The following is a 26302-nucleotide window of genomic DNA, read 5'->3' on the forward strand; positions in this document are numbered from 1 at the left end:
TAATGAATTTAGTAATCTGTTTTATAAAGAAGAGCTATGCCTAAACAACATGTAGTGTTAATTATGCCCCTCTCAACTTATGAGTGGGGTACAGAAAATTGTGGTGGAGTCGATAGTGTTTGTCAAATGTTTGCCGAATATTTGGTTAATTATTCTGACACTAACTTTAAGTTTACTATCATTGGGCTCGATCCGCAGAGTAAAAAATCCTATACAGCTGAAGTTATTAATTTAGCCGATAATGTGGACTTTATTTGGTTGCCAGCATCTAGTAAGCAAACGGGTTTAAAAATTCCAGGTATTCTTTGGCAAAATTGGCATATTCGTAAATTATTAAAATTACTCAAGCCAGATTTAGTTCATACACATCTTTGGAGTTTTTTATTGGGCTGTGGCTACAAAGGAAAGGTAGTTGTAACTGTTCATAGTTATAAAAAAATAGCCCGTCGTAATGTTGGTCTAATAAATAATTTATTATATGAAAAAGTTATTCCTAAAATAGTGAAAAAACGAAAGGATTATGTAGTTGTCGTTGGTAAGCAGTTAGAGAAAGCATTACTAAAAGATGGTTTTCAACCAGAAGTGGTTCATAACCCAATTGATCAGGAATATTTTAAAGCTGACTATATAAAACGTGAACGAAAAGAAATAAAGGTTGTGACCTGTGCATTATTAACACCAAGAAAGAGGGTCGAAGATTCTATTGTTTTATTCAATAAATTAGTCAAAAGTGGTCTTGGGTCGTCTCTAATTATTATCGGGCCAGCCGCCGATAGATTATATACTGAGCAACTTAAAAAGCAGGTGACTTCTTTGGGCTTAGAAGGAAAAGTGAGCTTTTTAGGTAAGCTAAACAAAACCCAAATTGTTGAGCAATACCTTGATGCAGATTTAGGTGTTTTTACTTCTAGCGAAGAGACCTTTGGCTTAGCTCCTTTAGAGATGTTAGCTGTTGGTCTGCCTCTGGTTGCCACTGAGGTTGGTATACTTGAAGATGAGAAAGCTTTCTTTGAAAAAATGGGGGTTTTATATTTCTCAGACTCGTTGAGCCCCGACAGAATTAATAATCTTGTTGTAAAGCATAACGTTGACTACTCGAAACGCGCTCTCGAAACTAAATTCAACATTAAATCGATTTTTAGCCAATATAGTAATTTATATGTAAGAATTTTAGATGAAGTACAATAATGCTTAAATCATTACTCAAATATGCGCCAGTACAAATTTTTGCAGCGATCAGTGTTTTTGCCTTAATTAGCATACATACAAAGTTATTAACGACGACGGAATACGGTATGTTGGCACTAATGCTGCTCACTGTAGAAGTTGTTAGGGCAGTGGCTGCTCAGTGGGTTAATTCTAGTATGCTGCGTTTACTCCCTAGTAAAAAAGAAGAAGAGTATGAGCACTTTGCTGCTATAGCCACTTCAATTATTTTTTGCTGTACGTTACCTGCACTAGCATTAGTCATTTTAGGTTTGTATTTAACTGATTTATTAACGTTTTACACTTTTATAGCTACATTTTTACTATTTTTAACGAAAGCTTTTTATCTGTTCTATTTAGAATTAGCACGAGTTATGGAACGTTTAAATCAATATAGGGTGGCTGTACTAACTCAGTCCATAATGGCTATTGTATTTACAGGAGGGTTGTTGTTTTTTTATCCTGATACATTGTCTGCACTGTGTGCCTTATTTTTAAGTTATATTGCTGCGGGTTCAATCGTATTTAAACCTTTAAAGTTTAGTATAAGTAAACTTAGAACTGCTGACGCTCAGGCTATTTTTTCATATGGTTTACCATTAATGGCAAGTGGGTTGGTAGCAGCCATATCAAGTCGGTTAGATCGTTACTTTATTGCAGATCATCTTAACTTAGCACAAACAGGTATTTACGCCGCTATTTCAAATATTTTACTTGGTATTGGTGCACTTATTTTTATGGTTGTAGCTTTACCTAGTTACCCTGAACTAACAAAAAAAATTAATAATAAGGCTGAATTATATAAAGCTCATGGCGAGTACTTAACTTTATTATGTTTAATTGCATTGCCAGCATTAGTTGGTTTTTGTCTATTAGCAGAACCGATAATGCAACTATTACTTAGTGAAGAATACTTATCGCAAGGTTCAACAATCATTTATATTTTATGTGCAGGAGTATTTGTTGTAAATTTAAAAGCACATTATATAGACCATGGTTTACAGTTTTCCTTAAATACCAAGTACCTCCCAAGAATTAGTGTTTTTTCTTTAGTCGTTAACCTTACTTTATTAATTACCTTAATACCTATTTACGGTTTAATCGGCGCTGCAAGTGCTTTTTTTATCGCGAGTCTGATCTCATTTAGCGTGGCTTTATTTTTATCTATTAAAAAAGGATATAGGTACTCTGTACCACTGCAGGTATATAAAATTATTATTTCAACGGTATGTATGGCTATTTTCCTACCTGAGCTTCGTACCTATAAATTTTTAGTAATGAATATACCGATTTTAAATATTATTTTTGATGTGGTTATTGGTTTATTTTTATTTTTATTGGTACTTACCTCGCTTAATTACAAAAAATGTAAAATATGGATATTAAATAAATGAATAGCCAAACTATATACAAAGTAATGTTTTTTGTTTTTATATCTTCTTTTATATTAGGAGGATACTTATTAGAAAATTTAGGCATAAAATATGTGTCGGAAGGTGGGAACCCTTTAGTGAAAATTCATATTTATAGTTATGTGTTATTATTATCTGTTGCATTTCTTACGCTAAAAAAAGGTATTAGTAAACCGCTAGATAATTTAAGAGAATTAAAAACAGTATGGCTGATAAGCACCATCAGTGTTTCTATTGTAATTATGTATGGATTATATCGATTTGGTACATCAGGGATGGCATACTTAATAGATACAATAGTGTCTGCACTGTTTGCTATATATCTTTTAAGCCAATTAACAAACGAACATAAAGACAAGCTATTAAAATTAGTGGCTTATTTGTTATTCATTAATGCCGTAATTGCTATCTTAGAATTTATATTAGGCAAAACTTTGGTTGAGGCAAGCTTTTTAGGCTTTTCCCATTTTCGTTCAACGGCATTATTAACACACCCATTAAATAATGCATTAATCACTGCTTCTTTAGCTTTATTATTAGTAAATAAAATAAAGGTCCCTGTATTTATTTATTTTACAGCTGTATTAATCTCGCTATTTGCTTTTGGTGGAAGAGGAGCCGCAGGCATGTTTTTAGTTGGTTTCGCCATAATTACTTTACCAAAATCGATGCGCTTTTTCACAACAGGTATTAAAATATCAAAACTTAAGTTTGCATTAGGGCAAGCATTTTTTTTACTTACGTTAATAGCAATAATTTTAATTCTTACACTTACACCAGTGGGTGAGCGGATTATAAGTAAACTGTATATAGATGGCAGTGCACAAGCGCGTTTTGATGTGTTTATTATTTTAGAACAATTAAGTATTAGCGAATGGCTGTTAGGTGCTTCAGCTTCAATTATGAATAATATAGAGTTTTATATTGGTATTAATGTAATAGAAAACTATGTAATAGGATGGGTAGTCAGCTTTGGTTTGTTTGGCACTATTTTACTTCTTTTTTCTAGTTTTTTAATATCAATAAAAATGGCTTGGAAAAATGATATTTACATGCAAGTTTCACTACTCATTTTATTCGCTGTATCGTTAACAAACAACGCACTGACCACTAAAACTCCTGTCATTATGTTATTTATTTCGTGTTTATATTTAGTTTATTCAAGGAAGTACAAAAATGATGTTGTATAAAATAGGCTCTTGGTTTTATAAAAATAAAATCCCACTTTTGCCAAAGTTTTTTAATGCTTTAATCCGTTTTTTTCACAACAGTGCTATTTTTTCAGAGTGTGAAATTGGAAGTAACACTATATTCGCTTATGGTGGAATAGGGGTAGTAATACATAAAAGATCCATTATAGGCAAAAACTGTGTCATAGGTTCTAATGTCACTATTGGGGGGAAATCTAAATCGATAAACGTTCCTATTATTGGTGATAATTGCTATATAGCAACAGGCGCTAAAATTTTGGGAGATATTACAATTGGAAATAACTGTGTTATAGGTGCAAATTGTGTTGTTGTTAAAGACATTCCAGATAATAGTGCTGTGGCTGGTATTCCAGGTGAAGTTATAAAGTCAAATATTAACCCAAAGAATTATTACTAATGTTTAACAGTAAATTGTATCAAGCGAGTCCTGTTTTTATTCAAAATATAATGCTCAGTGTTAGGGCGTTTATAAGAAAAAAAATGCGGGAAAATAAAAAATGTAACGAACTTACGAATACTCTTATTACACATGAGTATGATGCTGATGCACTGAATAAGTATACAAAAGCCGCGCTTAGTCATGTGATAAAAGAAGCAACTAAAAATGTATCTTTTTACACGTCTGAATTTAGTCAGATAAAAGACTTTCCTTATATAGATAAAGCTATAGTTAATAAGCATAAAAAAGAATTTGTATCCTCTAAAAGAAGTGGACTAGTTATACAAGGCGCAACAAGCGGGACAACAGGGACTCCTTTGTCTATACCACAAAATATGGAGTCTGTAATTGCTGAACAAGCTTTTGTTAATAGAATGATGACATGGGCTGGTTTGGAGTCAGGTGATAAAAAAGCTTGGATAAGAGGGGATATGATTGTTCCCTTAGAACAAAAAAAACCTCCATTTTGGCGATATTCTTATTTTGAAGATACTATTATTTTATCATCTTTTCATATGTTACAAAAAAACTTAGATAGTTATATTAAAGCTATTTATGATTTCAATGTGCAAGTTATTCAAGCTTACCCGTCTTCTATTGTGGCATTGGCAAAATATTTAGAGTCAAATAATAGGTATTACCTAGGTGAGTTAAAATCGATAATCACTTCCTCTGAATCCTTAAGCCAAGAAGATAAAGAGCTTGTTGAAAAAAGGTTTAAATGTACGGTATTTGATTGGTATGGTCTTTTCGAGCGTGTAGCTGCAATTGGTAGTTGTGAACATGGGCGATATCATATTTTAGCCGATTACTCTCATGTTGAATTACTGGATGCAGGCGAAGGTCGTCACGAAATTGTAGGCACTAATTTTAATAATGAGTTATATCCTCTCGTACGTTATCGTACTGGAGATCACGTTTATTTATCTGATGAAGAATCGTGCCCCTGTGGTCGGGTATTCCCGATTGTAGACAGAATTGAAGGGCGAGTAGGAGATTATCTTGTTGGTGAGGATGGACAAAAAATCCATATTCTTAATCATATTCCTAAAGGCGTAGAAGGTTTGTTAGCTACACAATTCATACAAAGCTCACATTATGAAATAAAAGTACTTGTTGTGGTTATCCCGTCTTTATTTACCGAAGCTCAACAAGAGAAACTTATTAACAATACAAAAAAACGTTTAGGTAAAAGTATTGCGGTTTCAGTTGAAATAATAGACGCAATTCCTCGTACTAAAAATGGCAAAGTACGGCAGGCTATTTGCTCAATTTAGTTGGAATGCACGAAAAATCACGAAACTATTTTTATTTTTAGTACTAATAATCATAAGGAATTCTAATTACTCTTACTTAATTATAAATACTAACTTCGGCTATTTATATTAAGAATTTAACAAAGAGAATTAGTTCACGGGAGAATCTCATTGAGTAAGAAACATAACTTGACAATAGCTACAGACCTACGTGGTAAAGGAGGTGTGTCGAGTGTTATTAATGTATTGAAAGACGAAGGATTCCTTGCGCGAACCAACTCTAAATTACTAGTTAGCCATGCTAACTTTAATAATTTTAGCGTAGTAAGCCAATTGTTTGTTTTTTCTATATGCGTGATTAGGTTATTGCTTAACTTAATATTTCAAAGCATAGGTGTTGTCCATATTCATATGTCCTCTAGAGGAAGTTATATGCGTAAATCAATACTAATTAGAATTGCTAAATTTTTTAAAGTGAAGGTGATCCTTCATCTTCATAGCGGTGAATTTAAAGATTTTTATAATGATGAATGTAATACACAAAAAAAAGAACATATCCGTAATACATTTAACATGGCTGATAAAGTAATTGTTTTATCCACTCAGTGGCTTAGCTGGTTAAACACTATTTTAAAAGATAAAGGTAAAGGTATTGTTGTTCACAACGCAGTTTCAATTAAACCCATTGAACCTGCACAACGGAGCGAGTTTTTTAATTTTGTATTTTTAGGAAGGTTAAGTGACAGAAAGGGAGTTACTGATTTAATTATTGCCTTTTCTAATGTTCTAAAGCGTTACCCACACTCTCGTTTATTACTAGGTGGTGATGGAGAACTTCAAAAGTTTAAAAGCTTAGTTATAGAGTTGAACTTAAGTCCTTATGTAGAGTTTTTGGGTTGGATATCTGGTGAGGAAAAATTTAATCTACTAAAAAGAGCTGATTCTTATGTACTGCCTAGCTATAACGAAGGCTTTCCAATGGGGATTTTAGAGGCTATGTCTTGCAAGGTTCCAATTATAGCTACGATCGTTGGCGGTATACCAGATGCAATTACATCAGACGAAGAAGGTGTTCTTATCAAGGCCGGCGACGTCGATGAACTCACTCAAGCGATGCTATTTTCAATTGAGTCACCACTTGAGATAAAACGCATGCAATTAAACGCTAAAAGTAAATATCTTTCTAAATTTAGCCCTGAGATTATTATCCCTCAATTAATTACTATTTATGAAGACTTAGATGTAATTTAATGTTCAAACAGAGGGGCTAAAGAAATCATCAGGCAGAGTTAAAAAATAATGATAATATTTTTAGAAACATAAATATTATCATTTACTCACCTAAAAATAGATAGCTCTATGAATATAAGAACTTTTGTAGAACACACTATAATTTTTATCATTATTTAACCAGTTATCGTACAAATCGGCGCTTTAAATATTACAGATAATTGACTAGTAAAAATCAAAGGTAATTAATTATACTATTAATTTACAGAGATAATTTTAGCTGATTGAAGGGTTGCTATTACTCAAAATGATATATTAGTAATAGATATAAATATTATGTTTTAGATTGACCATACACAGGCTAGAGAGGGTGATTTGAAAGTTTTTTGTTAGTGGCGAACTGAATTTTTAACAAAAAATAGCAGTTTTAAAAGCAGTCTTATGAGTGAGGAAACCTCAGTTGTAAGGCTAAGGTGTGAAAGGCTGAGTAGGTATGCCTTTACCCCTAATAAATTCGAAAATGAGATTGTATAATTGAACTTCGTACCTAATAATATTAAAATTTAAATTGTAATAATTAATGTGTGTACTATAAAGGATTATAATGAAATTTTTCACTTTTTTTAAGCATAAGTTAATTGAAAATGTAAGATGTTTATACTTAATTAACTTTAATTATAGATATAAAAGTAATATGTATCGCTATAGGTTATCTAAAAATACAAAAAGTAAAGTAGTAATAAATTTTGAAATGAAAGAATTAAAAAGACACTGGGGTTGTTACCCTCTTCAGTATTTTAATCATGACTTTTATTTGAAAGATTGCACGCTTAGCATCGAAGAGATGAAACAATTTATTCCTAGCTACTACTTTTATAGGATCATATTTCCACAATATGATGATTCAAAAGCATTACTTAATATTGTAGAAGATAAAATAGTAATGGATGTTTTGTTTGATGGTATGAATTTTCCAACGGCAAGCGTTATAGCGAAGAAAAAGACTCACTATATTTTTAATTCAAAAGGTATTTCACTTAATAACAACAGTTTTGCAGAATTATTAAGCTTCTCCCATAGTGCTAAATTATTTATTAAACCTGCTAATGGGCGTGGCGGTAGCGGAATTTTAATTGCTAAAAAGCAAGATGGTATATATAAAATTAAAGACTCGGATTTAGAGTTAAACTTTAATTATGTTAGTAAGTTGAAAGGTGATTTTGTTATTGAAGAAGCCATTACTCAACATTTGGATATTGCTGCCGTCTATGCCCACAGTGTAAACACTCTTAGAGTTATTACAAAAAGAAATGCTCAAGGGCAAGTAGAGATAATAGCTACGACGCTTAGGATGGGTTCGAAAGGGAGTGAAATAGACAATACATCTGCAGGAGGGCTTGTTATAGGTGTTGATCTATTGACCGGTTGCGCCTTTAGAGATTATGCGACTCATGAATATGGCCTAGAGCGTTTTTATGAGCACCCAGACTCTGGTTTTAAATTTAAAGATTTAGCAATTCCTAATTGGTTAAATATCCATAATGAAATATTAGAACTTGCGAATAAAAATATAATTATGAATTTAACTGGTTGGGATATTGCTATAACGCATGATGGTATTGTAGTTATTGAAATCAATACATTATTTGGTATTGATGGATTGCAGTCAGCTTTAGGTGGCCTAGAAAAAAAATTCTCTGAAAATAGAACTGTTAAAATGTGAGGAATTAAATTGAAGAGTAAAGTATTGGTAATTAGTGTGTCAAATAAAGGGGCGGGTGGTGTAGCTAGTGTTGTTAGCACATTTATGGAGAATGAATTTTTAAACTCAAAGTATAAAATTAGCTATTTTTTTACAAATAGACCAGGGAGTAATGCTAGTAAATTTATAAGTACGTTGTTTGCTTTTATTTATTTTCCCTTTTTATTAATTTTTAATAGTTATGAAGTGGCTCATATTCATGGCGGCAGTGTGCTCCGTAAAAGCTATTATGCACTTTGGTTAAAGCTTTTTAAAATACCAACTATATATCAAAACCACGCTGCTAACCTTGATACATACTATAAAGGTGCAACAGGTATTAAAAGAGCATATATGGATTATATTTTTAACCTTTATGACCTTCGATTATGTTTAGGTAGTTATTGGAAGCAAACGTTAGGCAAGGTTATGGGAACAAAGTGGGAAGTCCTATATAACCCTGTCCCTGAATTACTATTAAAAAAATCACACCATAATACGTGTAATTTTACATTTATGGGCGAGCTTAGTTCACGAAAAGGGGTTAAAGATTTAATACATGCATTTGCAAAAGCAGAAAACAAAAATGCGCGATTGCTAGTTGCGGGTAACGGTGATGTTGAATGCTTAGCTTTACTCTGCAGCGAACTTGGCATTTCTGAAAAGGTAGAATTCTTGGGGTGGATTAACAAAGAGCAAAAGCTTGATTTGTTAGCGCGAACAGATGTTGTAGTGCTACCAAGTTTTGCAGAGGGCCTACCAATGAGTATTCTTGAAGCTATGTCTGTTGGTTTAGCTGTTATAACGACACCTGTTGGTGCAGTAGAAGATGCTATCACACATAATGTTCATGGCTTATTAGTGCAGCCTGGCAACATCGAACAGATTTCTGATGCGTTGAGTGAGCTGGCGCAGAACTCAGATAAGCGAACTAAATTTGGTGAAGCAGCTAAAGCTAAGTTTTTAGAGTGTTTTCAAGATGATGTAGTAGGTAATACGTTATCGGGTTATTACCAGCAACTAATTGCCAAGGCCAATAAATGAGCAGTCAGATTAACTTAATAACAAAAACCATGTTCAGTAAGGCAAAAAGTAATAGCTATGCAGGCCAAGACCCGTTTGATGGTCTAAACAGTAAACTATTTGAATTATTTCCTCGGTTTAAGAAAGGCATTATAGGGCTTGCTTGGATACAACTTCATAAACGTTTAGCAATTAACTTGCGGCCATTATGTGCTGTGCCCCAAAAGCGCAACCCTAAAGGAATTGGTTTATTTATTTTAGGTTTACTGGAAGACTATAAAGCAACGAACGAGCAACTTTATTTAAATGAAGCGATAGAACTAGCTGATTGGTTGCTAACTCAGCAAAGTGATAAAGCTACTTGGTTGCATAGTTGTTGGGGTTACCACTTTGACTGGAATGCACGCGCTTTTTTTGTACCTAAAGGAAAGCCGAATGTAATTACTACTATTTATGTAGCACAAGCTTTGTACGCATTAAGTGAAATAACCGGCGATAATAAATATAGAGAGCCTGCGCTTGATAGTGCTCACTTTATAGTAAATACGTTATACAAAGAATATGATGGTAAGCAGTTTTTTGGCTACATTCCAGGTGAAAATACATTTGTGCATAACGCAAGTTTGTGGGGCGCTGCATGGGTTGCAAAAGTGGCAACACTTACAAATAATGAACCTTATAAACAGCTTGCTTTAAATGCTGCGCGTCAGTCAGTAAAAGGTCAGGGAGCTGATGGCTCTTGGGTTTATGGATCTCGCCATCATCATCAGTTTATAGATGGCTTTCACACAGGTTACAATTTAGAAGCATTACGCTTATTGAGTAACGCTCTGGATACAGATGAATTTGAAGAATCTATTAAACTAGGTTTGCAATATTATAAAAAGCATTTATTTGAAGAGGACGGCACATCTAAATATTATCATAATAACCGCTACCCACTTGATATGCATAGTGTATCCCAAGCTGTATTTACCTTATTAAAAGTAGGTAAAACAAAGGATGATTTTGCTATGGCAGAGAAGATAATTGATCGTTCTATTCAAACCCTATATATGCCTAAAAAGCAGCGTTTTATTTATCAAAAAAATAAGTACTTTACTAATAAGGTTGATTACATACGTTGGACTCAAGCATGGGTTTATTATTCATTTGCTTATTTTAATCGTCAAAAAATGAACAGCACAAAAAGTGCGGCTATTGAACAACTTTAAAAACGGACACAGCAATGAAACGTATTGAATTTTTAAAAGCGCCTATGGATATAGCAACAATGGAAGAAACAGTTTCTTTTATTGAAAGTAGAATTGAACAAAAGCAATTTTTGCAGCATGTAGTGGTTAATGTGGCAAAAATTGTAAATATGCAAAAAGATCTTGTTTTAGCTGATTCAGTTAAAGCGTGCGATTTAATAAATATTGATGGTATGGGTGTTGTATTTGGCGCACGTTTTTTAGGGCACAATGTAGCAGAACGTGTTGCTGGTGTTGATTTATTCCATGAACTATTAGCCATGAGTGCAAAGCGAGACTTCCCTGTTTTTTTACTCGGTGCTACCGAAGAGGTTGTAAGCAAAACAGTAGAAAAAGTTAAAGCACAAAATCCAAATTTAAATATAGCTGGATACCATGATGGCTACTTCTTTGGAAATAAAGAGGGGAATGACGAAGAGGCCGTTGTTAATAAAATACGTAAATCTGGTGCAAAGTTATTATTTGTGGCAATTACCTCACCCAAAAAAGAAAACTTTATCAATAAATGGCAAGACAAGCTTGGCGTTGACTTTGTTATGGGGGTAGGCGGCACATTTGATGTGGTTGCCGGTAAAGTAAAACGTGCACCACAGTGGATGCAAAAAGCAGGGCTTGAATGGCTTTATAGAGTAATACAAGAACCAGGTAGAATGTGGAAGCGCTATTTAAAAACAAATACAAAGTTTTTAATACTTTTATTAAGTGAAAAATTTAAAGCTAAAAAAGGAAGTTAGTATGTTTAATGTTATTAATAAAGATAGGGTGACTTATCTCTATAATGAATTTATTGTCAAAATGCTTCACGATAAGGAAAGGAAGCCATTATTACAACAAGTTAAAGAGCTTTACTTGTTGGCGCGAGCGATAAAATATTGGCCTCATAATTATTTTAAATATGATGGATACAAAAAAGGTAAAGGTTTAGACGAAGTTAAACTATATTCAACCGGATTACTTTTTGGTGACTTTAGACAAAAATACTTAAATGATAGCAGGTATACAGTATTTGCTGACGATAAGTTTTTATTTCATAAGTTGATGGCTGATTCTAATATACCAACGGCTAAGTTAATAAATGTAATTTCCCATAATACATATACAAATGAGTCAATAGGTCTCAATGGCGCGAATGCTAAAGATGTTTTAGACGCTATCATTACGCCTGCGATTGTTATTAAACCTGTAATTGATTCATCCCAAGGTGTTGGAGTTAATGTAATTAATGTAAATATAAATGCTATAAAAAAGTTTGAAATGTCGGGTGTTACTTATACCTCAGTAGAGTTATTAGAAAAAATATTCTCTGAATCGCCTTGTAGTTATTTAATTGAAGAAAAGATACAGCAGCATTCATTTAACCAGAGCCTTTATCCTGAGTCAGTAAATACAGTAAGAGTAGATTCCTTACTTTCAAAAGCAGGTGAAGCGATTATCAATTCAGCCTATTTACGCATAGGCAGGAATGGCCGTAAGGTCGATAATTGGTCTGGGAAGTCTGGTGGAATAGGCGTAAATGTTAATACTGAGACTGGAGAATTAAGTTCATTAGGTATCGACTATTGTAAGAATCTATATTCAGAGCACCCAAATACAGGCGCTGTCTTTTCTGGTCTAACGGTTCCATATTGGGATGAAATTATTAATATTGTTAAAAAAGCTGCTTTACAGTTTCCAAACCTTAAATCATTAGGTTGGGATATTGCTTTAACTGAAAATGGCCCTCTAATATTAGAGGTAAATGCCGATTATGATATTTTAGCGCAACAGACTTGCACGCAGGCTTTTGGGGGGAATAGTGTATTTTATTCTGAGCTGATTAGCTACACTGAAAATACTAAATACTTAAAGCATTATATATTTAGTCGCTAATGATAGTGGTACGAAAAATTAATTTTAAGTAAAATTTTATTTTATCTATAAAAACATAGAACAATAGAGGTTATATTTAAACATATACGCTTAAATTTTCTCTCAGGTATGTTGAGTGTTATATCTAAACTAAATTTATACTGTAAAAAGGGCTAGGAATTGTTTTTGTCTTGGCCCTACCTTGAATTTTCGTCTTTATTGCATTTAGTATTTTCAATCCTCCTTCACGCATATATTATTTGTTACCTTATTTGTAATCCGTTTTTTTGATTTTGAAAAAGAGAGTCAAAAGCTATATGTTTGTGTTTGACAACTTTTAACTTCACGTAGATCGTGCTGCTGGTGATATTAATTTAAAAGGTTTGTATAGTGTCAGCTATAACCGCTAACCTAGCTGGTTAAATAGTAATACTTATCACTCAATTACTATCAAGTGAATGTTGGCTTTTTTATTGTTTATATTAATAAAATTATATAACGTTTTTATATTTTAAGAATAAGTAAGGTTTACATTTGTCGAAATTAAAAGCAGATCCAACTATCCGTAGTTTACTAAATCGTATGCCTAGTGATGTGCAAGATAGCTTTACTGAAGATCAGCTAGCTCATTTAAAAGTGGCAATAGGTGCAAGGCAGTGGGGTAAGCATGCTGTTGATTGCAGAGGGGTATTCAAGTTTTTTAAATACAGATACTATTTTGTTATACTGGCTGGTCGAAACAGGCGAGAACTTAGTAAAAAAGAGCAAAAAATAGCAGCTATATCGCAGGCCATCACCGTATCTATATTTAGTTTATTTGTTATTACAATTTTTCTGCTTATTATTTATTTAGTTAAGTCGGCTTTAGGTATTGATATATTTAGTAATTACTCATTTGGAGTATGGGTGTGGTTTAAGGAGCTGTTTAAATAAAAATAATATGCTTCTGTTTAGGGGTGGTTTGCAAATGTTTACTGAAGTTTATATGAGTTTATATTTGTTTTTTTGTGTGTCAGCTCCTCGCTACTTAAAGACATTTTGCATACTATTGCTATATAAATTCATCCTTAAAGTTGAATACTTTAGTATGATGCTGTAACATTTGCCGCATAGTTTTGTGGAGCTAAGTTCACTTTTAAAGATAGCTATAGGGAATTCATAGTATGACATCTTCAAGGACGTTTAAGCCCAATGGCTCGTCGGATGCAAATTTTTATCGTTTGTTCGATATTTTTGCACTGTTTTTAGCCTTTCAATGCTCAGCTTTGTTCTACAGTTTTGAGCTCACTCCTATTTATATGGTTTCAGTCTTAACCGTTGCTTTAAGCTTTTTATACTGTGCTGAAATATTCTCCGCTTATCGCTCCTGGCGTGCTGGTAAATTTAGAACTATGGTGCTTTGTGCTTGGGGCTCCTTATTTGCTGCATTTTTTGTTTTATTAGTTATATCGTTTGCATTTAAGTTTACTGAGTCGCTTTCGCGTATTGGCCTAGGATTGTGGTTTTTGTTAAGTGTAACTTTTTTATATGCTTGGCGCCTTGCTGCATACTTATTTAAAAGAAGTAGACGTAAACTAGGGTTAAATTTGCGCAATGTTGCCATTGTTGGCGCTACCGAGTCAGCAGTACATTTATATAACGAGATTACTAAAAATGACGAACTTGGCTTTAATTTTTTAGGTTTTTATGACGACAGGCAACCAGAACGCCTTTTTGAAAACTCCACAAAACACGATGTTGCAGGACGTATTCAAGATGCGGTTAATGCAGCGCGTAATGGTGAAATAGGCGTGTTGTATATTGCATTGCCAATGAAGGCTGATAAACGCATTGCCGATATTTTATTACAGTTAGGTGATACAACGGTTGATGTGCATATAATTCCTGACTTTTTAATATCTAACTTAATACATGCTCGTATAGAGCATGTGGGGGATGTTGACACATTAAGTGTGTTTGAATCACCGTTTATAGGTGCTCGTGAATTTATAAAGCGTACTGAAGATATCATTGTTGCCTCTATTATTTTAATGCTGATTTCTCCAGTAGTTATGGCGATTGCATTTGCTGTTAAATTTACTTCAAAAGGCCCTGTGATTTTTAAGCAAGACCGATACGGGCTTGATGGACGTAAAATTAAAGTATGGAAATTTCGTTCAATGAGTGTTACCGAAAACAGTGCAGTGGTAACGCAAGCCACAAAAAATGATGCGCGTATTACACCTTTAGGTAGTTTTTTACGCCGTACAAGCCTTGACGAATTACCGCAATTTATAAATGTTTTAAAAGGCGATATGTCGATAGTTGGGCCAAGGCCTCATGCGGTTGCCCATAATGAGGAATACCGTAAAAAAGTAGAGTTTTATATGTTTAGGCATAAAACAAAGCCAGGTATAACAGGCTGGGCTCAAATTAACGGATGGCGCGGCGAAACTGATACGCTGAACAAAATGGAAAAACGTGTTGAATTTGACTTACATTATATTAAGCACTGGTCGTTATGGTTTGATATAAAAATTATTTTTATGACAATTTTTAAAGGATTTAAGAATGCGAATGCATACTAAAACACTTGCACCTATATTTGCTTTGTTAAGTGTAGGGGTTGCAGCACCTGCAGCTGCTAATTTAAAACCAGGTAGTTTTATAACTAAAGATGGCGCCGAAATCACGCCAACGTTACAAACGGGTATAAGCAGTAATAATAACTTTTTTAGCACTCCAGAAAATGAAGAGTCGCGTACAATTTGGACCATTACGCCTAATATAAAGGCAGCTATTGAAGACGGCCCCGATAGTTATAACCTTGATTTAGGTACGAGTAGTTCGTTACATAATAAAGATTCTGACGATAATTTTACTCAAGTTAATATAGGAGCTGGTGTACATAAGGAGTTTACTAGTCAACATCGTTTAGATGTTAATGGCAAAGCCGACTGGCTTTATGAACCGCGTGGTAGTGGTTTAACTGAAGGTCTTGGCGATACAGTCAATGAGCTTGTGAAATATCAGCAGCAAAATTTTATAGCACGCTACGAATACGGTGCGCTAAGCTCAAAAGCGCAAGTTGCTTTAAATGCTGGCTTTTATAGTAAAAAATATCAAAATTTTAGAGCCGTGTCGCAGTTTCGTGATTACGATAAATCATTAATTGGTATTACTGGTTATTATAATACTCAAGCTGCTACACGTACCTTTTTAGAAGTTAAGCAAGAAAATTACCGTTACGACTTTTTAGCTAGCAGCGGTATATCACGTGACTCAGATGACGTAAAAGTGTTAATTGGTATGGAATGGGAAGCAACCGCACTTACCTCAGGTTCATTTAAATTGGGTTATCAAAATAAAGATTTTAGCGCCAATGAGCGAGAAGGCTTTAGTGGTTTAAGCTGGGAAGCCGGGGTTAACTGGCAGCCACTTAGTTATTCTACAGTGCAATTAACAACAAGTCGCTCAGCTAAAGATCCGCTAGTACAGGGCGATTATATTAAAGAAAGTACTTACGGTATTAATTGGACACATAGCTGGAGCGATTATTTAAGCTCACTTGCGGGTATTAATTACATTGATGAGCAATATACGGGTGATATTGGCCGTAAGGATAAAACTAAAAGCGCACGCTTAGGGTTAAACTATGTTGCGAGTAACTTTGGTATGGTTTCTACTTATGTAGATTTTATTGATAAAGACTCTACCCAATCTGCTATTGAGTTTGACCGAGTAGTTGTAGGTATTAATTTTACGTTTGCTTTAAAGGCTAATTAATGAAGTTTATTTTTAGTTTAACGCTGCTATTTTTAAGCAGCGTATGTTTTGCTCAATCTGCGCAAAGTTATGTAATAGGCGCAGGAGATAAGGTTGAAATTAAAGTGTTTGGTCAGCCCGATCTAGAGGTAACTGCACTTTTAGGTAATAGCGGAGAAGTTAACTACCCATTTTTAGGTAAAGTAAAACTTGCGGGGCTTAATACGTCTGAGATTGAGCAAGTTATAACGCAAGGCTTAAAGCCTGAGTATTTAATAAATCCCAATGTATATGTTCAGGTTATTGAGTACCGCCCTTTTTATATTCATGGTGAAGTTAAAGAGCCTGGCGCTTATCCTTATCAACCCGCGATGACAGTTAATCAAGCGATTGCGCTTGCCGGTGGTTTAACTGAGCGGGCCTCGATTGATAAAATATACATATTTAAAGAGCAAACTAAACAGCAGCAACAAAAAGGGAATTTAAATAGCCAAATTGCAGCGGGCGATACCATAAAAATAGAACAACGCTTGTTTTAAGCAGTTAACAAGGCAGTAATTAATGAACCAAACAAATGAAAACCTGAGCAATAATGAAGAAATTATTGATTTAGGATCTTACCTCAATGTAATTAAACGTGCCAAATGGCGTATTTTGGGTTTTGCGACTGTAGTTACCTTACTAACTATAATGGTAGCCCTCACGTTAATACCTAAATATGTAGCGACGGCTACTTTACTTATCGAAGCGGAGCAAACTAAGGCAGTAAGTTTTGATGAAATTTATGGGCTAGATTCGACTAAAAAAGAATACTACCTTACTCAGTTTGAGGTTATTAAATCTGACAGTATTGCTCGTGAAGTAATTACTAAGCTTAATTTAAAAGCGCATACAGACTTTATAGCAAAACCCTCTCTTTTAAGTGAGCTTAAAGCTACAGTAAAAGAGCAACTGCCTTTTTTAAATAAAAAAGAAGTAACTGTATACGCCCCTGAAGAGCAAGCTGAGCGCGAAATGTTAGATTTGCTGGCTGCCTTTAAATCGCGTCTTTCGATATCTCCTATCACTAAAACTCAATTAGTAAGAGTGGGCTTTGAGTCGAGCGACCCTAAATTAGCAGCACTTGTGGCTAATACTATTGGTGAAGTGTATATAGAAAGCCAAATGCGCGCAAAAATGGGGATTACCCAACAAGCTTCTAGTTGGTTAAATACACGCTTATCGCAATTACGCATTCAGCTTGATGACTCCGAGGTACGTTTACAAGAATACCGAGAGCAGCAAAAATTAGTTGATATTGAGGGGATAGCAGGGCTAGCCACGCAAGAGCTTGAGCAAATATCTCAGCAGTTAATTGTTGCCCGTAACGAAAAAAATAACCTTGAAAGCATTAACCGTGTAATAAGAGAGTATGGAAATAATAATTTAGAGCTTTTAGGCAGTATGCCAGAGATTACATCGCATAGAGTAATACAGGACGTAAAACGTGAAGTTATATTAGTTGAGCGTAAGTTAAGTGACTTAGGCGAAGTATATGGCCCTAAGCATCCTCGTATGATTTCCGCTAATGCTGAGCTTGCTACTGTAAAAAATAACTTAAATAAGCAAATTAAGGGACTTATTACCGGTATTGAAAAAGAGCTAAACCGTATAACACGTACGGTTAGTGCGCTTGAGCGTGATTTAGTTAAAATACGTGCTGAATATCAAGATATCACGCGTAAAGAAACTCAATATAACCAGCTAAAGCGTGAAGTAGAGACCAATCGTAATATATTTAATACGTTTTTATCTCGCTCTAAAGAAACCGAAGTAACAAGTGATTTTAGCTCGGCAGCTGCGCGCTTTACTGACAGAGCTTATGCCCCGAAAGATCCAAGTAAACCGAATAAAAAGTTAATTGTTATATTAGCTTTTGTAGCAAGTTTTGGTTTTGCAGTAGTTATGAGCTTTATATTTGATGCACTTAACGATACAGTTAAAACTAAAAACGATATTGAAAGTAAGTTAGCGCAGCGTATGCTTGGGCTTTTACCACATGTGCAAACACCAAAAAATAGCGTGTTTCCGATACACGCTTATCTTGATGATAATTATAGGCGATTTGCAGAGTCGGTACGTACGTTCAGAACTAGTTTACTATTAACTCAGTTAGAGCGCGATCATAAAGTAATAGCCGTAACATCAAGTGCTCCGGGTGAGGGTAAAACCACAACCTCAGCTAATTTAGCTATGTCGCTTGCGCAAATGGGTAAAGTTTTATTAATTGATGCTGATTTACGCAAACCAAGTATTGCTAAACGCTTCGATATACCGGTATTTCATCCGGGGTTAAGCAATTTAATTATAGGCACTGAGCAGTTAAGTGAGTGTGTACATATTGATGGGCAATCGGGCGTCGCTATTATGCCTAGCGGCCAAATACCAGGAAACCCGCTAGAGCTTTTATCTAACTCGCGCTTTAGTGAGGTGCTTACTATATTAAAAGCTGAGTACGACCATATAATTATAGATACACCGCCTACACAGGCTGTAAGTGATGCTTTAGTGATTGCACAAAGTGTAGATTCGGTAATTTATGTGGTTAAGTCGGATATTACGCGAATTAAACCTATTAAAGCGGGTATTGAACGTTTGTTTGAGTCTAAGGCTCATGTTGCAGGTATTGTGCTTAACCAAGTAGATATGAGTAAAAGTAAAGACGAGCATAGCCATGGCTACTACGACTATTACGATTATTCGCAAAAGCCAGAACAACCTAATACATAGTCAAATGCCAAACCTATGATTGATATCCACTCCCATATTTTGCCAGGAATAGATGATGGCGCTAAAGATTTAAGTGAATCTTTAGCGTTATTAAAGATTGCGCAAAATGATGGAATAACCCATATGGTTGCCACGCCACATATACATATTGGGCGATTTAATAATTCGGTTTCGCAATTGTATAGCGAGCTTGCTAATTTAAAAGCACAGGCATTAGTAAATAATATTGGTATTAAACTAGCAGTGGCCGCTGAAGTTAGGCTTGATGTAGAGCTAATGAGTTTAGTGCTTGGTAATAAACTCCCGTTTATTGGTACACTTAATTCAGTAAATTATTTATTATTAGAACTCCCGCATTCGCATGTCCCCCAAGGCTACGATAAGTTTATAAATTGGCTAGCTAAACAAAATATAAAAGTAATTATTCCTCACCCTGAGCGTAATCGCGATATTCAAGTAAATCCTTTTTATATTGATCGTTTAAAGCAATTAGGTTGTGATTTTCAATTAACAGCTTCAAGCATTGAAGGTGCATGGGGCGAAACTGCAAAAAATATTAGTATAGATATGCTAAAAAAGGGTTTAGTAACTTATGTTGCATCTGATGCTCATTCAGTTAAGCGTAGGCCGCCCATTTTGAGTAAAGCTAAAAAAATAGTGAGCGAGTTGATTGGTGAAATTGAAGCGCAAAATTTGTTTTTTAATAATCCACAGCGTTTAACAGAGTCTTTATTTAATGAATAATTTAAATATGAAACGACTTACTCAAATAATTTTGCTTGCAGTTATTACTTTAATTATAAGCTATCAAAGCTTACAAAGTATGCGCGCAAATACATGGTACTTTAATGCGCTCAATATTTTAAAGCAGCCGGTTAGCTTAATTACTTCTGAAGAGTTAAAGCTTGCAGAGAGTGCAATTAACCTTTCAACAGCAAAAGAGCCTACACACCCTCATTACTGGCAACTTAGTGCATATATAAAAATGCTAAACCTAGCTGTAACTAGCGAGCAAAATAACAATAAGCTTTTGGTTTATCAACAAGCAGAAAAAGATCTATTAAAGTCATTAGAGTTAAGGCAAACATGGTCAGAAACTTGGATTGCACTAGCACAAGTAGTTAGTTACCAAGAAGGGCCGACAGAGCGCGTGTACGAGTATATTCAGCAGGCTAAAAAATTCGGGCCGTACAAGCTTGATGTGCAGCTTGGTATTATTCAAATAGCGCTAATGAACTGGCAGCGACTCCCTCCAAAGTATAAAGCATTGTATATTGCTGAACTAAATTTAACCGTTAAATATGGTTATAAATTTTATCAAATTTTTGATGTGGCTAAGCAAGTTGATGCTCTACCTATTTTATGTCTGTCGCTTAAATTTAGCCCCGACTTTGAAGCCGTTAGAACAAGATGGATGTTTAAAAAACATTGTAATTAGGTTGGTTTTGAAAGTGTTTAGCCTGTTTACGTTAAAGCGTAAACCAATTGCACAAAGAGAAGAGAATGAGGAGTAAATGAGAAGACACCAAGTGATCTATTCAACTGACTGATTTTTCACTTATCTAAAAGCGCAGCGTCTCAAAACCTCTTTGTGAATACTTGTTTTATTGGTAAAAGCGTTGCTTTAAACGGCAGCAAGCAGCTCGTATTGTATCCCTACAAGAGTTTTGTGCTTACTTGTAATCGTTTAGCTTAATTACGTTAAAGTTAAATGTGATAAACCAATTGCACAAAGAGAAGTGAATGAGGAGTAAATGAGAAGACACCAAGTGATCTATTCAACGAACTGACTTATCACTTCTCTAAAAGCGCAGCGTCTCAAAACCTCTTTGTGAATACTTGTTTTATTGGTAAAAGCGTTGCTTTAAACGGCAGCAAGCAGCACGTCTTGTATCTCTAGAAGAGAATTGTGCTTACTTATAATCGTGAAGCGGGTTCACGTTAAAGTTAAATGTGATAAACCAATTGCACAAAGAGAAGAGAATGAGGAGTAAATGAGAAGACACCAAGTGATCTATTCAACTAACTGATTTATCACTTCTCTAAAAGCGCAGCGCCTCATAACCTCTTTGTGAATACTTTTTTTATTGGTAAAAGCGTTGTTTTAAATGGCAGCAAGCAGCTAATCTACAGGAGTTTGATGTTTACTTGGTGCGACAACTAACTTGAAAAACTCCGCTTGTGATCGTTGAGCTTACTCGCGTTAAAGTTAAATGTGATAAACCAATTGCACAAAGAGAAGTGAATGAGGAGTAAATGAGCAGAGACCAAGTGATCTACTCAACTAACTGATTTATCACTTTTCTAAAAGCGCAGTGCCTCATAACTTCTTTGTGAATACTTGTTTTTTTGGTAAAGCTGAATTGTTATTATACTGCGCAAAAAATTGCCCAGTGGTTTATAAAAAACCTCTGGGCAATAAAATGACTCTAAATTGAGTCTAGCGTTAACTAAAAACTTTCTGGTTCATTAGGGAGAAGAAGAAAGTATTTAAAAGTGTAGTAAAACCACCTAAAAAAGCATAACTAATTTTGCCACTTAGTTACATTTGGCAATAAAGGATTAGATTAATTATGCATACTCTATACTTTAGTTTAACCCCAGCTTATTAACTGCGTATTTTGTACGAGATCGCGAGGGAGTGAATTTTTGATCTTATTTTTTTGCCATTTACCCAGCCCAATAGGGCATCCACACAATGTTAATACTACTTCACCTATTGTTTGGGTTGCCTCAGCTAAGCGTATATCTTTACCTTGAAAATAATCATTTGCTTGCTCGTTATTTAACGCGTAAATATTCGTTTTGCACTCGTTGCCAAACACAGTAGCAAATTCGTGCGTTAGTCTTACGCCATTTTTATGAATAATGCCAATTTGAATACCTAAACGTGCGTACTTAATTTTATTTTGTATGGCTTCAAACCCCTCAGGAAATAACCACAGCTCTTTGTCGCGCTGCATTAAGTTGCCAGGTATATTAGTTAACCCAAAGTGCTTTTTAAGCGATTGCATAAACGCGGCACTTTGTTTTTTATCAAACTCGTTAAACGGGAATGCACCTTTTTTAACTGTTTGATTTGGATTATTACAGCTTGCGTGCTTTTTAAATTTAGCGATAAAAAAGCCTTCGCTATCGAATGTTTGCGGCCATACATGCAAATAGCCTTCACTTGTGGTGGCTTTGCTTGCACCTTCAAATAAGTCGCTTAGGGATTGCGGTGCTATGTAGTCACCAAATTCATTGAGTAAATAATCGCATACTTGTTGATTTTCGAGCGGGGTAAGTGTGCAGGTTGAATACACTAACGTGCCACCTGGCTTTAATGCATAAAATGCGCTTTTAATTAAGTCTTTTTGTACTTGAGCAATTTGTATGTTTGATTCTATTGACCAATTTTTAAGAGCGTCGGCGTCTTTACGTACTGTGCCTTCGCCAGAGCAGGGCGCATCTAGTAAAATACTATCAAAGCATTCAAACATGTAGTTGCCAAATATAACGCCATCAAAGTGTGAGAGCGCACAGTTACCAACGCCCATGCGTTTAAGCGTGGCGCTAAGTACTTTTAAACGTGAAGACGAAAGCTCGTTAGCAACTAATACACCTTGGTTATTCATAAGTGCTGCAAGTTGCGATGTTTTAGAACCCGGCGCAGATGCCATATCAAGTACGGTGTTATTTTGAGGGTCTGCTAGTTCAATACTTTGCTTTAAGGCGATAGGCGGCAGCATTGAACTTGCTTCTTGTACGTACATAGCCCCGCTTAGGTGTAAGTCGGTATTACCAAGGGCTAGATTTTGCTCTTCATCGCTTGGGCGCTCTAGCCAAAAGCCTTCACTGCACCATGGGATTGGGGTTAGTAGCCAATTTTTTTTAGCTGCACGTTTTACAAATTCTTCAATGCTAATTTTTAATGTATTAACGCGAATAGATTTTCTGAGCGGCCTGCGACACGCATTTAAAAAGTCATCTAAGCTTAGATGCGCTGGTAAATAGGTTTTTACGTCATCAATAAAGTGCTCAGGAATAAAAGTGTTGGCGTTCACGCGTTAGCTCATACTATAAAAATAAAGCGCGATAATAACATTTATATAAGGTGTTTTCAGCGCTAAAAAGCATATTAACTACTTTGAAGTTGTGTCGACACTTTACTGCGGCAGCTTATTTTAAAACCAGTTATATACGACTTTAGATTAATAGTGTCGACAATCGGGGTGTTTTTTAGTCTTTTTATTGGCTTTTAGGGTTGACATGTTTTTTTAATAAGCACATAGTGACCACATGAATTGTCGACAATCTAAAAAATAACTTATGACACACACATTTTTAAACGAAGCGCCTATAACTACCGCATCAGATCAAGTATTTGTAGATATGCGCCGTGAGATTGTTGAAGGCACTATAGTTCAAGGTAGTAAAATATCAGAGCCAGAACTTGCAAAACGTTATGGCGTAAGCCGTGCAACACTTAGAGAGGCTTTAAATCGTCTAGAAAGTTGTTACCTTGTTGAGCGTAAGGCCAACGTAGGTTGCCGCGTAGTTGCCCTTACCGCTGAGCGCTTGATTGAAGTTTACCAGGTTCGTAGCTCTCTTGAGGGCTTAGCATGTAGGCTTGCTGCCGACAATATGGAACCCGAAGAAGTAAAAGGCTTGAAGCAATTACTTAATCAGCACCTACAAACGCAACGTGTTAAAGAGGGCGAGTCTTATTATCAAGAAGCCGGCGATTTAGATTTTCATTACCGTATTATTAAAGGCAGTAAAAACGCGCATTTAATTCATTTACTGTGTAATGAGCTTTATCAATTAATACGCATGTACCGCGTTCAAATGGGCATGGTGGGGCCGCGTGTATCAAAAGCGTTTGATGAGCATTTAGCCATTATTAACGCCATTGAAAACCACGACGGTGAACTGGCCGAAATGTTAATGAAGCGCCACATAAGCGCATCGCAAGCAAATATTCAAACCAAATTCGACTTATTAGCTAAGCAAAATGCATAAGCTGCTCAAATTAAGCAGAGCAGTTAAACAGTTATAATTACAGATTAAAACTATAAGTTACTCCACGTAGCAACCGTTCAAAGTGAGGAGAAAGTAATGCCAGCAGGATTAAAATTTAAACAGGCTATTGCCAATAACCGCCCGTTACAAGTTGTAGGCACTATTAACGCATATACAGCGATGATGGCAGAAAAGATGGGCCATCAAGCTATTTACCTCTCAGGTGCCGGTGTTGCAAACGCCTCTTTTGGTATGCCTGATTTAGGTATGACAAGCCTTGATAACGTGCTTGAAGATATTCGCCGTATTACAGGCGCGAGCGATTTACCGCTGTTAGTTGATGCCGATACCGGTTGGGGTGGCGCGTTTAATATTGCACGCACAGTAAAAGAAATGACTAAAGCTGGTGCAGCGGGTTTTCATATAGAAGATCAAGTAGCACAAAAGCGCTGTGGCCATCGTCCTAATAAAGAGATTGTAAGCCAAGGTGAAATGGTTGACCGTATTAAAGCGGCAGTTGATGCAAAAACCGATAGCGATTTTTACATTATGGCCCGTACCGATGCATTTCAAAAAGAAGGTTTAAATGCCGCTATTGACCGTGCAGCTGCCTGTGTTGAAGCCGGTGCTGATGCTATTTTTGCAGAAGCCGTACACGACCTTGCTGATTACCAAGCATTTGCAAAAGCGATTAATGTTCCAATTTTGGCAAACATTACTGAGTTTGGTCAAACACCTATTTATACTAAAGAGCAGTTAAGTGATGTAGGCGTTGAAATGGTGCTTTACCCACTAAGTGCATTTAGAGCCATGAACAAAGCAGCACTCAACGTGTATTCAGCAATTTTAAATGAAGGCTCGCAACAAAGCCAAATTGAAAATATGCAAACGCGTTCAGAGCTTTACGACTTTTTAGATTACCACACGTACGAGAACACACTCGATACACTTTTTTCATCAAAATCTGACAAATAATAATTATTAGAACAGATATTACACACAAATTTAAGATAGGAGAAAATCATGGTAGATAAAGCATTAGGTGGCGCGGGTTTACGCGGACAAGTGGCTGGTCAAACAGCATTGTGTACTGTAGGGCAAAGTGGTTCTGGTTTAACGTATTGTGGTTACGATATTAGTGAACTGGCCGAAAAAGCGCAGTTTGAAGAAGTCTCATTTTTACTTTCACGCGGTGAGTTACCAACCACTAGCGAATTGGCTGAATATAAAGCAAAGTTAAAAAGCTTACGCGGCTTACCAGATGCACTTAAAACCGTGCTTGAAAATATTCCTAAAGACGCGCATCCAATGGATGTAATGCGCACGGGCTGCTCAATGTTGGGTAACCTTGAAATGGAGCTTGATTTTAACCAAGCCAATGATGCAATCGACCGTATGGTTGCTGTGTTCCCAAGTATTATTTGTTACTGGTACCGCTTTACACATGATGGCGTACGCATTGAAACACAAACTGATGACGACTCAGTTGGCGCACATTTTTTAACACTGTTACATGACAAAGCACCTAGTGATTTATTTGCACAAGTGATGAACGTATCACTAATTTTATACGCAGAGCACGAGTTTAATGCTTCTACATTTGCGGGTCGTGTGTGTGCATCAACGCTTTCTGATATTCATTCTTGTGTAACAGGTGCGATTGGTACGCTACGTGGTCCATTACATGGTGGTGCTAACGAAGCCGCTATGGATATGATTCAAGGCTTTACAAGTGCTGAGCATGCTGAGCAAGAAGTAATGGGCATGCTTGAACGTAAAGATAAAATAATGGGCTTTGGTCATGCTATTTATCGCGAATCTGATCCACGCAATGTAATTATTAAAAAATGGTCTGAAAAACTAGCGGCAGAGGTAGGCGATACCGTGCTTTACTCAGTGTCTGTTCGTTGTGAGGAGATTATGTGGCGCGAGAAAAAACTGTTTTGTAATGCCGATTTTTTCCATGCGTCTGCTTATCACTTTATGGATATTCCGACTAAGTTATTTACGCCAATATTTGTAATGAGCCGTGTTACGGGTTGGACTGCGCATGTAAAAGAGCAACGCGCTAACAACCGTATTATTCGCCCAAGTGCCGATTACACAGGGCCTGATGCACGTAGTTACACACTAATAGAGTCACGTTAAAAAATGGGTGAGCACGTA

At 35.6% G+C, this 26302-nt stretch carries 22 protein-coding genes; 21 read left to right on the forward strand and 1 reads right to left on the reverse strand.

Annotated features, from left to right (window positions below):
- The first annotated feature begins 36 nt into the window (after window positions 1-36).
- From I6F54_RS02095 to I6F54_RS02180, 18 genes are all read left to right on the forward strand, one after another.
- The gene (locus I6F54_RS02095; protein WP_197139473.1) at window positions 37-1188 is read left to right on the forward strand and encodes a VpsD family glycosyltransferase; all 1152 of its coding nucleotides are present in this window, start codon (window positions 37-39) and stop codon (window positions 1186-1188) included.
- Entirely contained in the window at window positions 1188-2600 is a 1413-nt protein-coding gene (locus tag I6F54_RS02100) for an oligosaccharide flippase family protein (RefSeq protein WP_197119773.1), read from the forward strand. The genes I6F54_RS02095 and I6F54_RS02100 overlap by 1 nt, the downstream gene beginning before the upstream one ends.
- The gene (locus I6F54_RS02105; protein WP_197139474.1) at window positions 2597-3808 is read left to right on the forward strand and encodes a VpsF family polysaccharide biosynthesis protein; all 1212 of its coding nucleotides are present in this window, start codon (window positions 2597-2599) and stop codon (window positions 3806-3808) included. The genes I6F54_RS02100 and I6F54_RS02105 overlap by 4 nt, the downstream gene beginning before the upstream one ends.
- Entirely contained in the window at window positions 3795-4226 is a 432-nt protein-coding gene (locus tag I6F54_RS02110; RefSeq protein ID WP_197139475.1) for a serine O-acetyltransferase, read from the forward strand. The genes I6F54_RS02105 and I6F54_RS02110 overlap by 14 nt, the downstream gene beginning before the upstream one ends.
- A complete protein-coding gene (locus I6F54_RS02115) occupies window positions 4226-5545 on the forward strand; it encodes a phenylacetate--CoA ligase family protein (RefSeq protein WP_197139476.1) in 1320 nt (439 codons plus the stop codon). The genes I6F54_RS02110 and I6F54_RS02115 overlap by 1 nt, the downstream gene beginning before the upstream one ends.
- A gap of 150 nt (window positions 5546-5695) precedes the next feature.
- Entirely contained in the window at window positions 5696-6775 is a 1080-nt protein-coding gene (locus tag I6F54_RS02120) for a glycosyltransferase family 4 protein (protein ID WP_197119769.1), read from the forward strand.
- A 583-nt stretch (window positions 6776-7358) separates the two neighbouring features.
- Window positions 7359-8477: a sugar-transfer associated ATP-grasp domain-containing protein gene (locus tag I6F54_RS02125; protein WP_197139477.1), complete on the forward strand. Its 1119-nt coding sequence runs from the start codon at window positions 7359-7361 to the stop codon at window positions 8475-8477.
- 372 nt (window positions 8478-8849) lie between these two features.
- Window positions 8850-9539, forward strand: a complete 690-nt coding sequence (locus I6F54_RS02130; RefSeq protein WP_231615244.1) for a glycosyltransferase family 4 protein — start codon at window positions 8850-8852, stop codon at window positions 9537-9539.
- Window positions 9536-10732: an aspartate-semialdehyde dehydrogenase gene (locus I6F54_RS02135; protein WP_197139478.1), complete on the forward strand. Its 1197-nt coding sequence runs from the start codon at window positions 9536-9538 to the stop codon at window positions 10730-10732. The genes I6F54_RS02130 and I6F54_RS02135 overlap by 4 nt, the downstream gene beginning before the upstream one ends.
- 14 nt (window positions 10733-10746) lie before the next feature.
- Window positions 10747-11505, forward strand: coding sequence for a WecB/TagA/CpsF family glycosyltransferase (locus tag I6F54_RS02140; protein ID WP_197119765.1), 759 nt, complete (start codon window positions 10747-10749; stop codon window positions 11503-11505).
- Window position 11506: 1 nt separating this feature from the next.
- Complete coding sequence (locus tag I6F54_RS02145) at window positions 11507-12640, forward strand: sugar-transfer associated ATP-grasp domain-containing protein (protein ID WP_197119764.1); 1134 nt, start codon at window positions 11507-11509, stop codon at window positions 12638-12640.
- A gap of 513 nt (window positions 12641-13153) precedes the next feature.
- Complete coding sequence (locus tag I6F54_RS02150; RefSeq protein ID WP_197139479.1) at window positions 13154-13552, forward strand: 3-phosphoshikimate 1-carboxyvinyltransferase; 399 nt, start codon at window positions 13154-13156, stop codon at window positions 13550-13552.
- Window positions 13553-13782: 230 nt separating this feature from the next.
- Window positions 13783-15186 carry an undecaprenyl-phosphate glucose phosphotransferase gene (locus I6F54_RS02155; RefSeq protein ID WP_197139480.1) on the forward strand — a complete coding sequence of 468 codons (1404 nt, stop codon included), beginning with the start codon at window positions 13783-13785 and terminating at the stop codon, window positions 15184-15186.
- A complete protein-coding gene (locus tag I6F54_RS02160; protein WP_197119761.1) occupies window positions 15170-16384 on the forward strand; it encodes an outer membrane beta-barrel protein in 1215 nt (404 codons plus the stop codon). Before I6F54_RS02155 ends, I6F54_RS02160 begins: the two co-directional genes overlap by 17 nt.
- Window positions 16384-16902, forward strand: a complete 519-nt coding sequence (locus tag I6F54_RS02165) for a polysaccharide biosynthesis/export family protein (RefSeq protein WP_197119760.1) — start codon at window positions 16384-16386, stop codon at window positions 16900-16902. Before I6F54_RS02160 ends, I6F54_RS02165 begins: the two co-directional genes overlap by 1 nt.
- A 22-nt stretch (window positions 16903-16924) precedes the next feature.
- On the forward strand, window positions 16925-19132 hold the full coding sequence (locus I6F54_RS02170) for a GumC family protein (RefSeq protein WP_197139481.1): 2208 nt from the start codon (window positions 16925-16927) through the stop codon (window positions 19130-19132).
- 15 nt (window positions 19133-19147) lie between these two features.
- Window positions 19148-19876: a tyrosine-protein phosphatase gene (locus I6F54_RS02175; protein WP_197139482.1), complete on the forward strand. Its 729-nt coding sequence runs from the start codon at window positions 19148-19150 to the stop codon at window positions 19874-19876.
- Window positions 19869-20570 carry a VpsP family polysaccharide biosynthesis protein gene (locus I6F54_RS02180; protein ID WP_197139483.1) on the forward strand — a complete coding sequence of 234 codons (702 nt, stop codon included), beginning with the start codon at window positions 19869-19871 and terminating at the stop codon, window positions 20568-20570. Before I6F54_RS02175 ends, I6F54_RS02180 begins: the two co-directional genes overlap by 8 nt.
- A 1156-nt stretch (window positions 20571-21726) precedes the next feature.
- Here the strand turns inward: I6F54_RS02180 and rsmF are convergent.
- A complete protein-coding gene (gene rsmF, locus I6F54_RS02185) occupies window positions 21727-23178 on the reverse strand; it encodes a 16S rRNA (cytosine(1407)-C(5))-methyltransferase RsmF (protein ID WP_197139484.1) in 1452 nt (483 codons plus the stop codon).
- Window positions 23179-23443: 265 nt separating this feature from the next.
- On the opposite strand from rsmF, the gene I6F54_RS02190 reads away from it, so the two are divergent.
- The 3 genes from I6F54_RS02190 to prpC all read left to right on the forward strand — a co-directional run bounded on the left by I6F54_RS02190 (window position 23444) and on the right by prpC (window position 26284).
- Window positions 23444-24136 (forward strand): GntR family transcriptional regulator, encoded by a 693-nt coding sequence (locus I6F54_RS02190; RefSeq protein WP_197139485.1) that lies wholly within the window; start codon window positions 23444-23446, stop codon window positions 24134-24136.
- 96 nt (window positions 24137-24232) lie between these two features.
- Window positions 24233-25111, forward strand: a complete 879-nt coding sequence (gene prpB / locus I6F54_RS02195) for a methylisocitrate lyase (RefSeq protein ID WP_197139486.1) — start codon at window positions 24233-24235, stop codon at window positions 25109-25111.
- A 48-nt stretch (window positions 25112-25159) separates the two neighbouring features.
- Window positions 25160-26284, forward strand: coding sequence for a bifunctional 2-methylcitrate synthase/citrate synthase (prpC, locus tag I6F54_RS02200; protein ID WP_197139487.1), 1125 nt, complete (start codon window positions 25160-25162; stop codon window positions 26282-26284).
- Window positions 26285-26302 lie beyond the last annotated feature (18 nt).

This window comes from Pseudoalteromonas sp. SWXJZ10B, assembly GCF_015864475.1.
In the GTDB taxonomy this organism is placed as follows: Bacteria; Pseudomonadota; Gammaproteobacteria; order Enterobacterales; family Alteromonadaceae; genus Pseudoalteromonas; species Pseudoalteromonas arctica.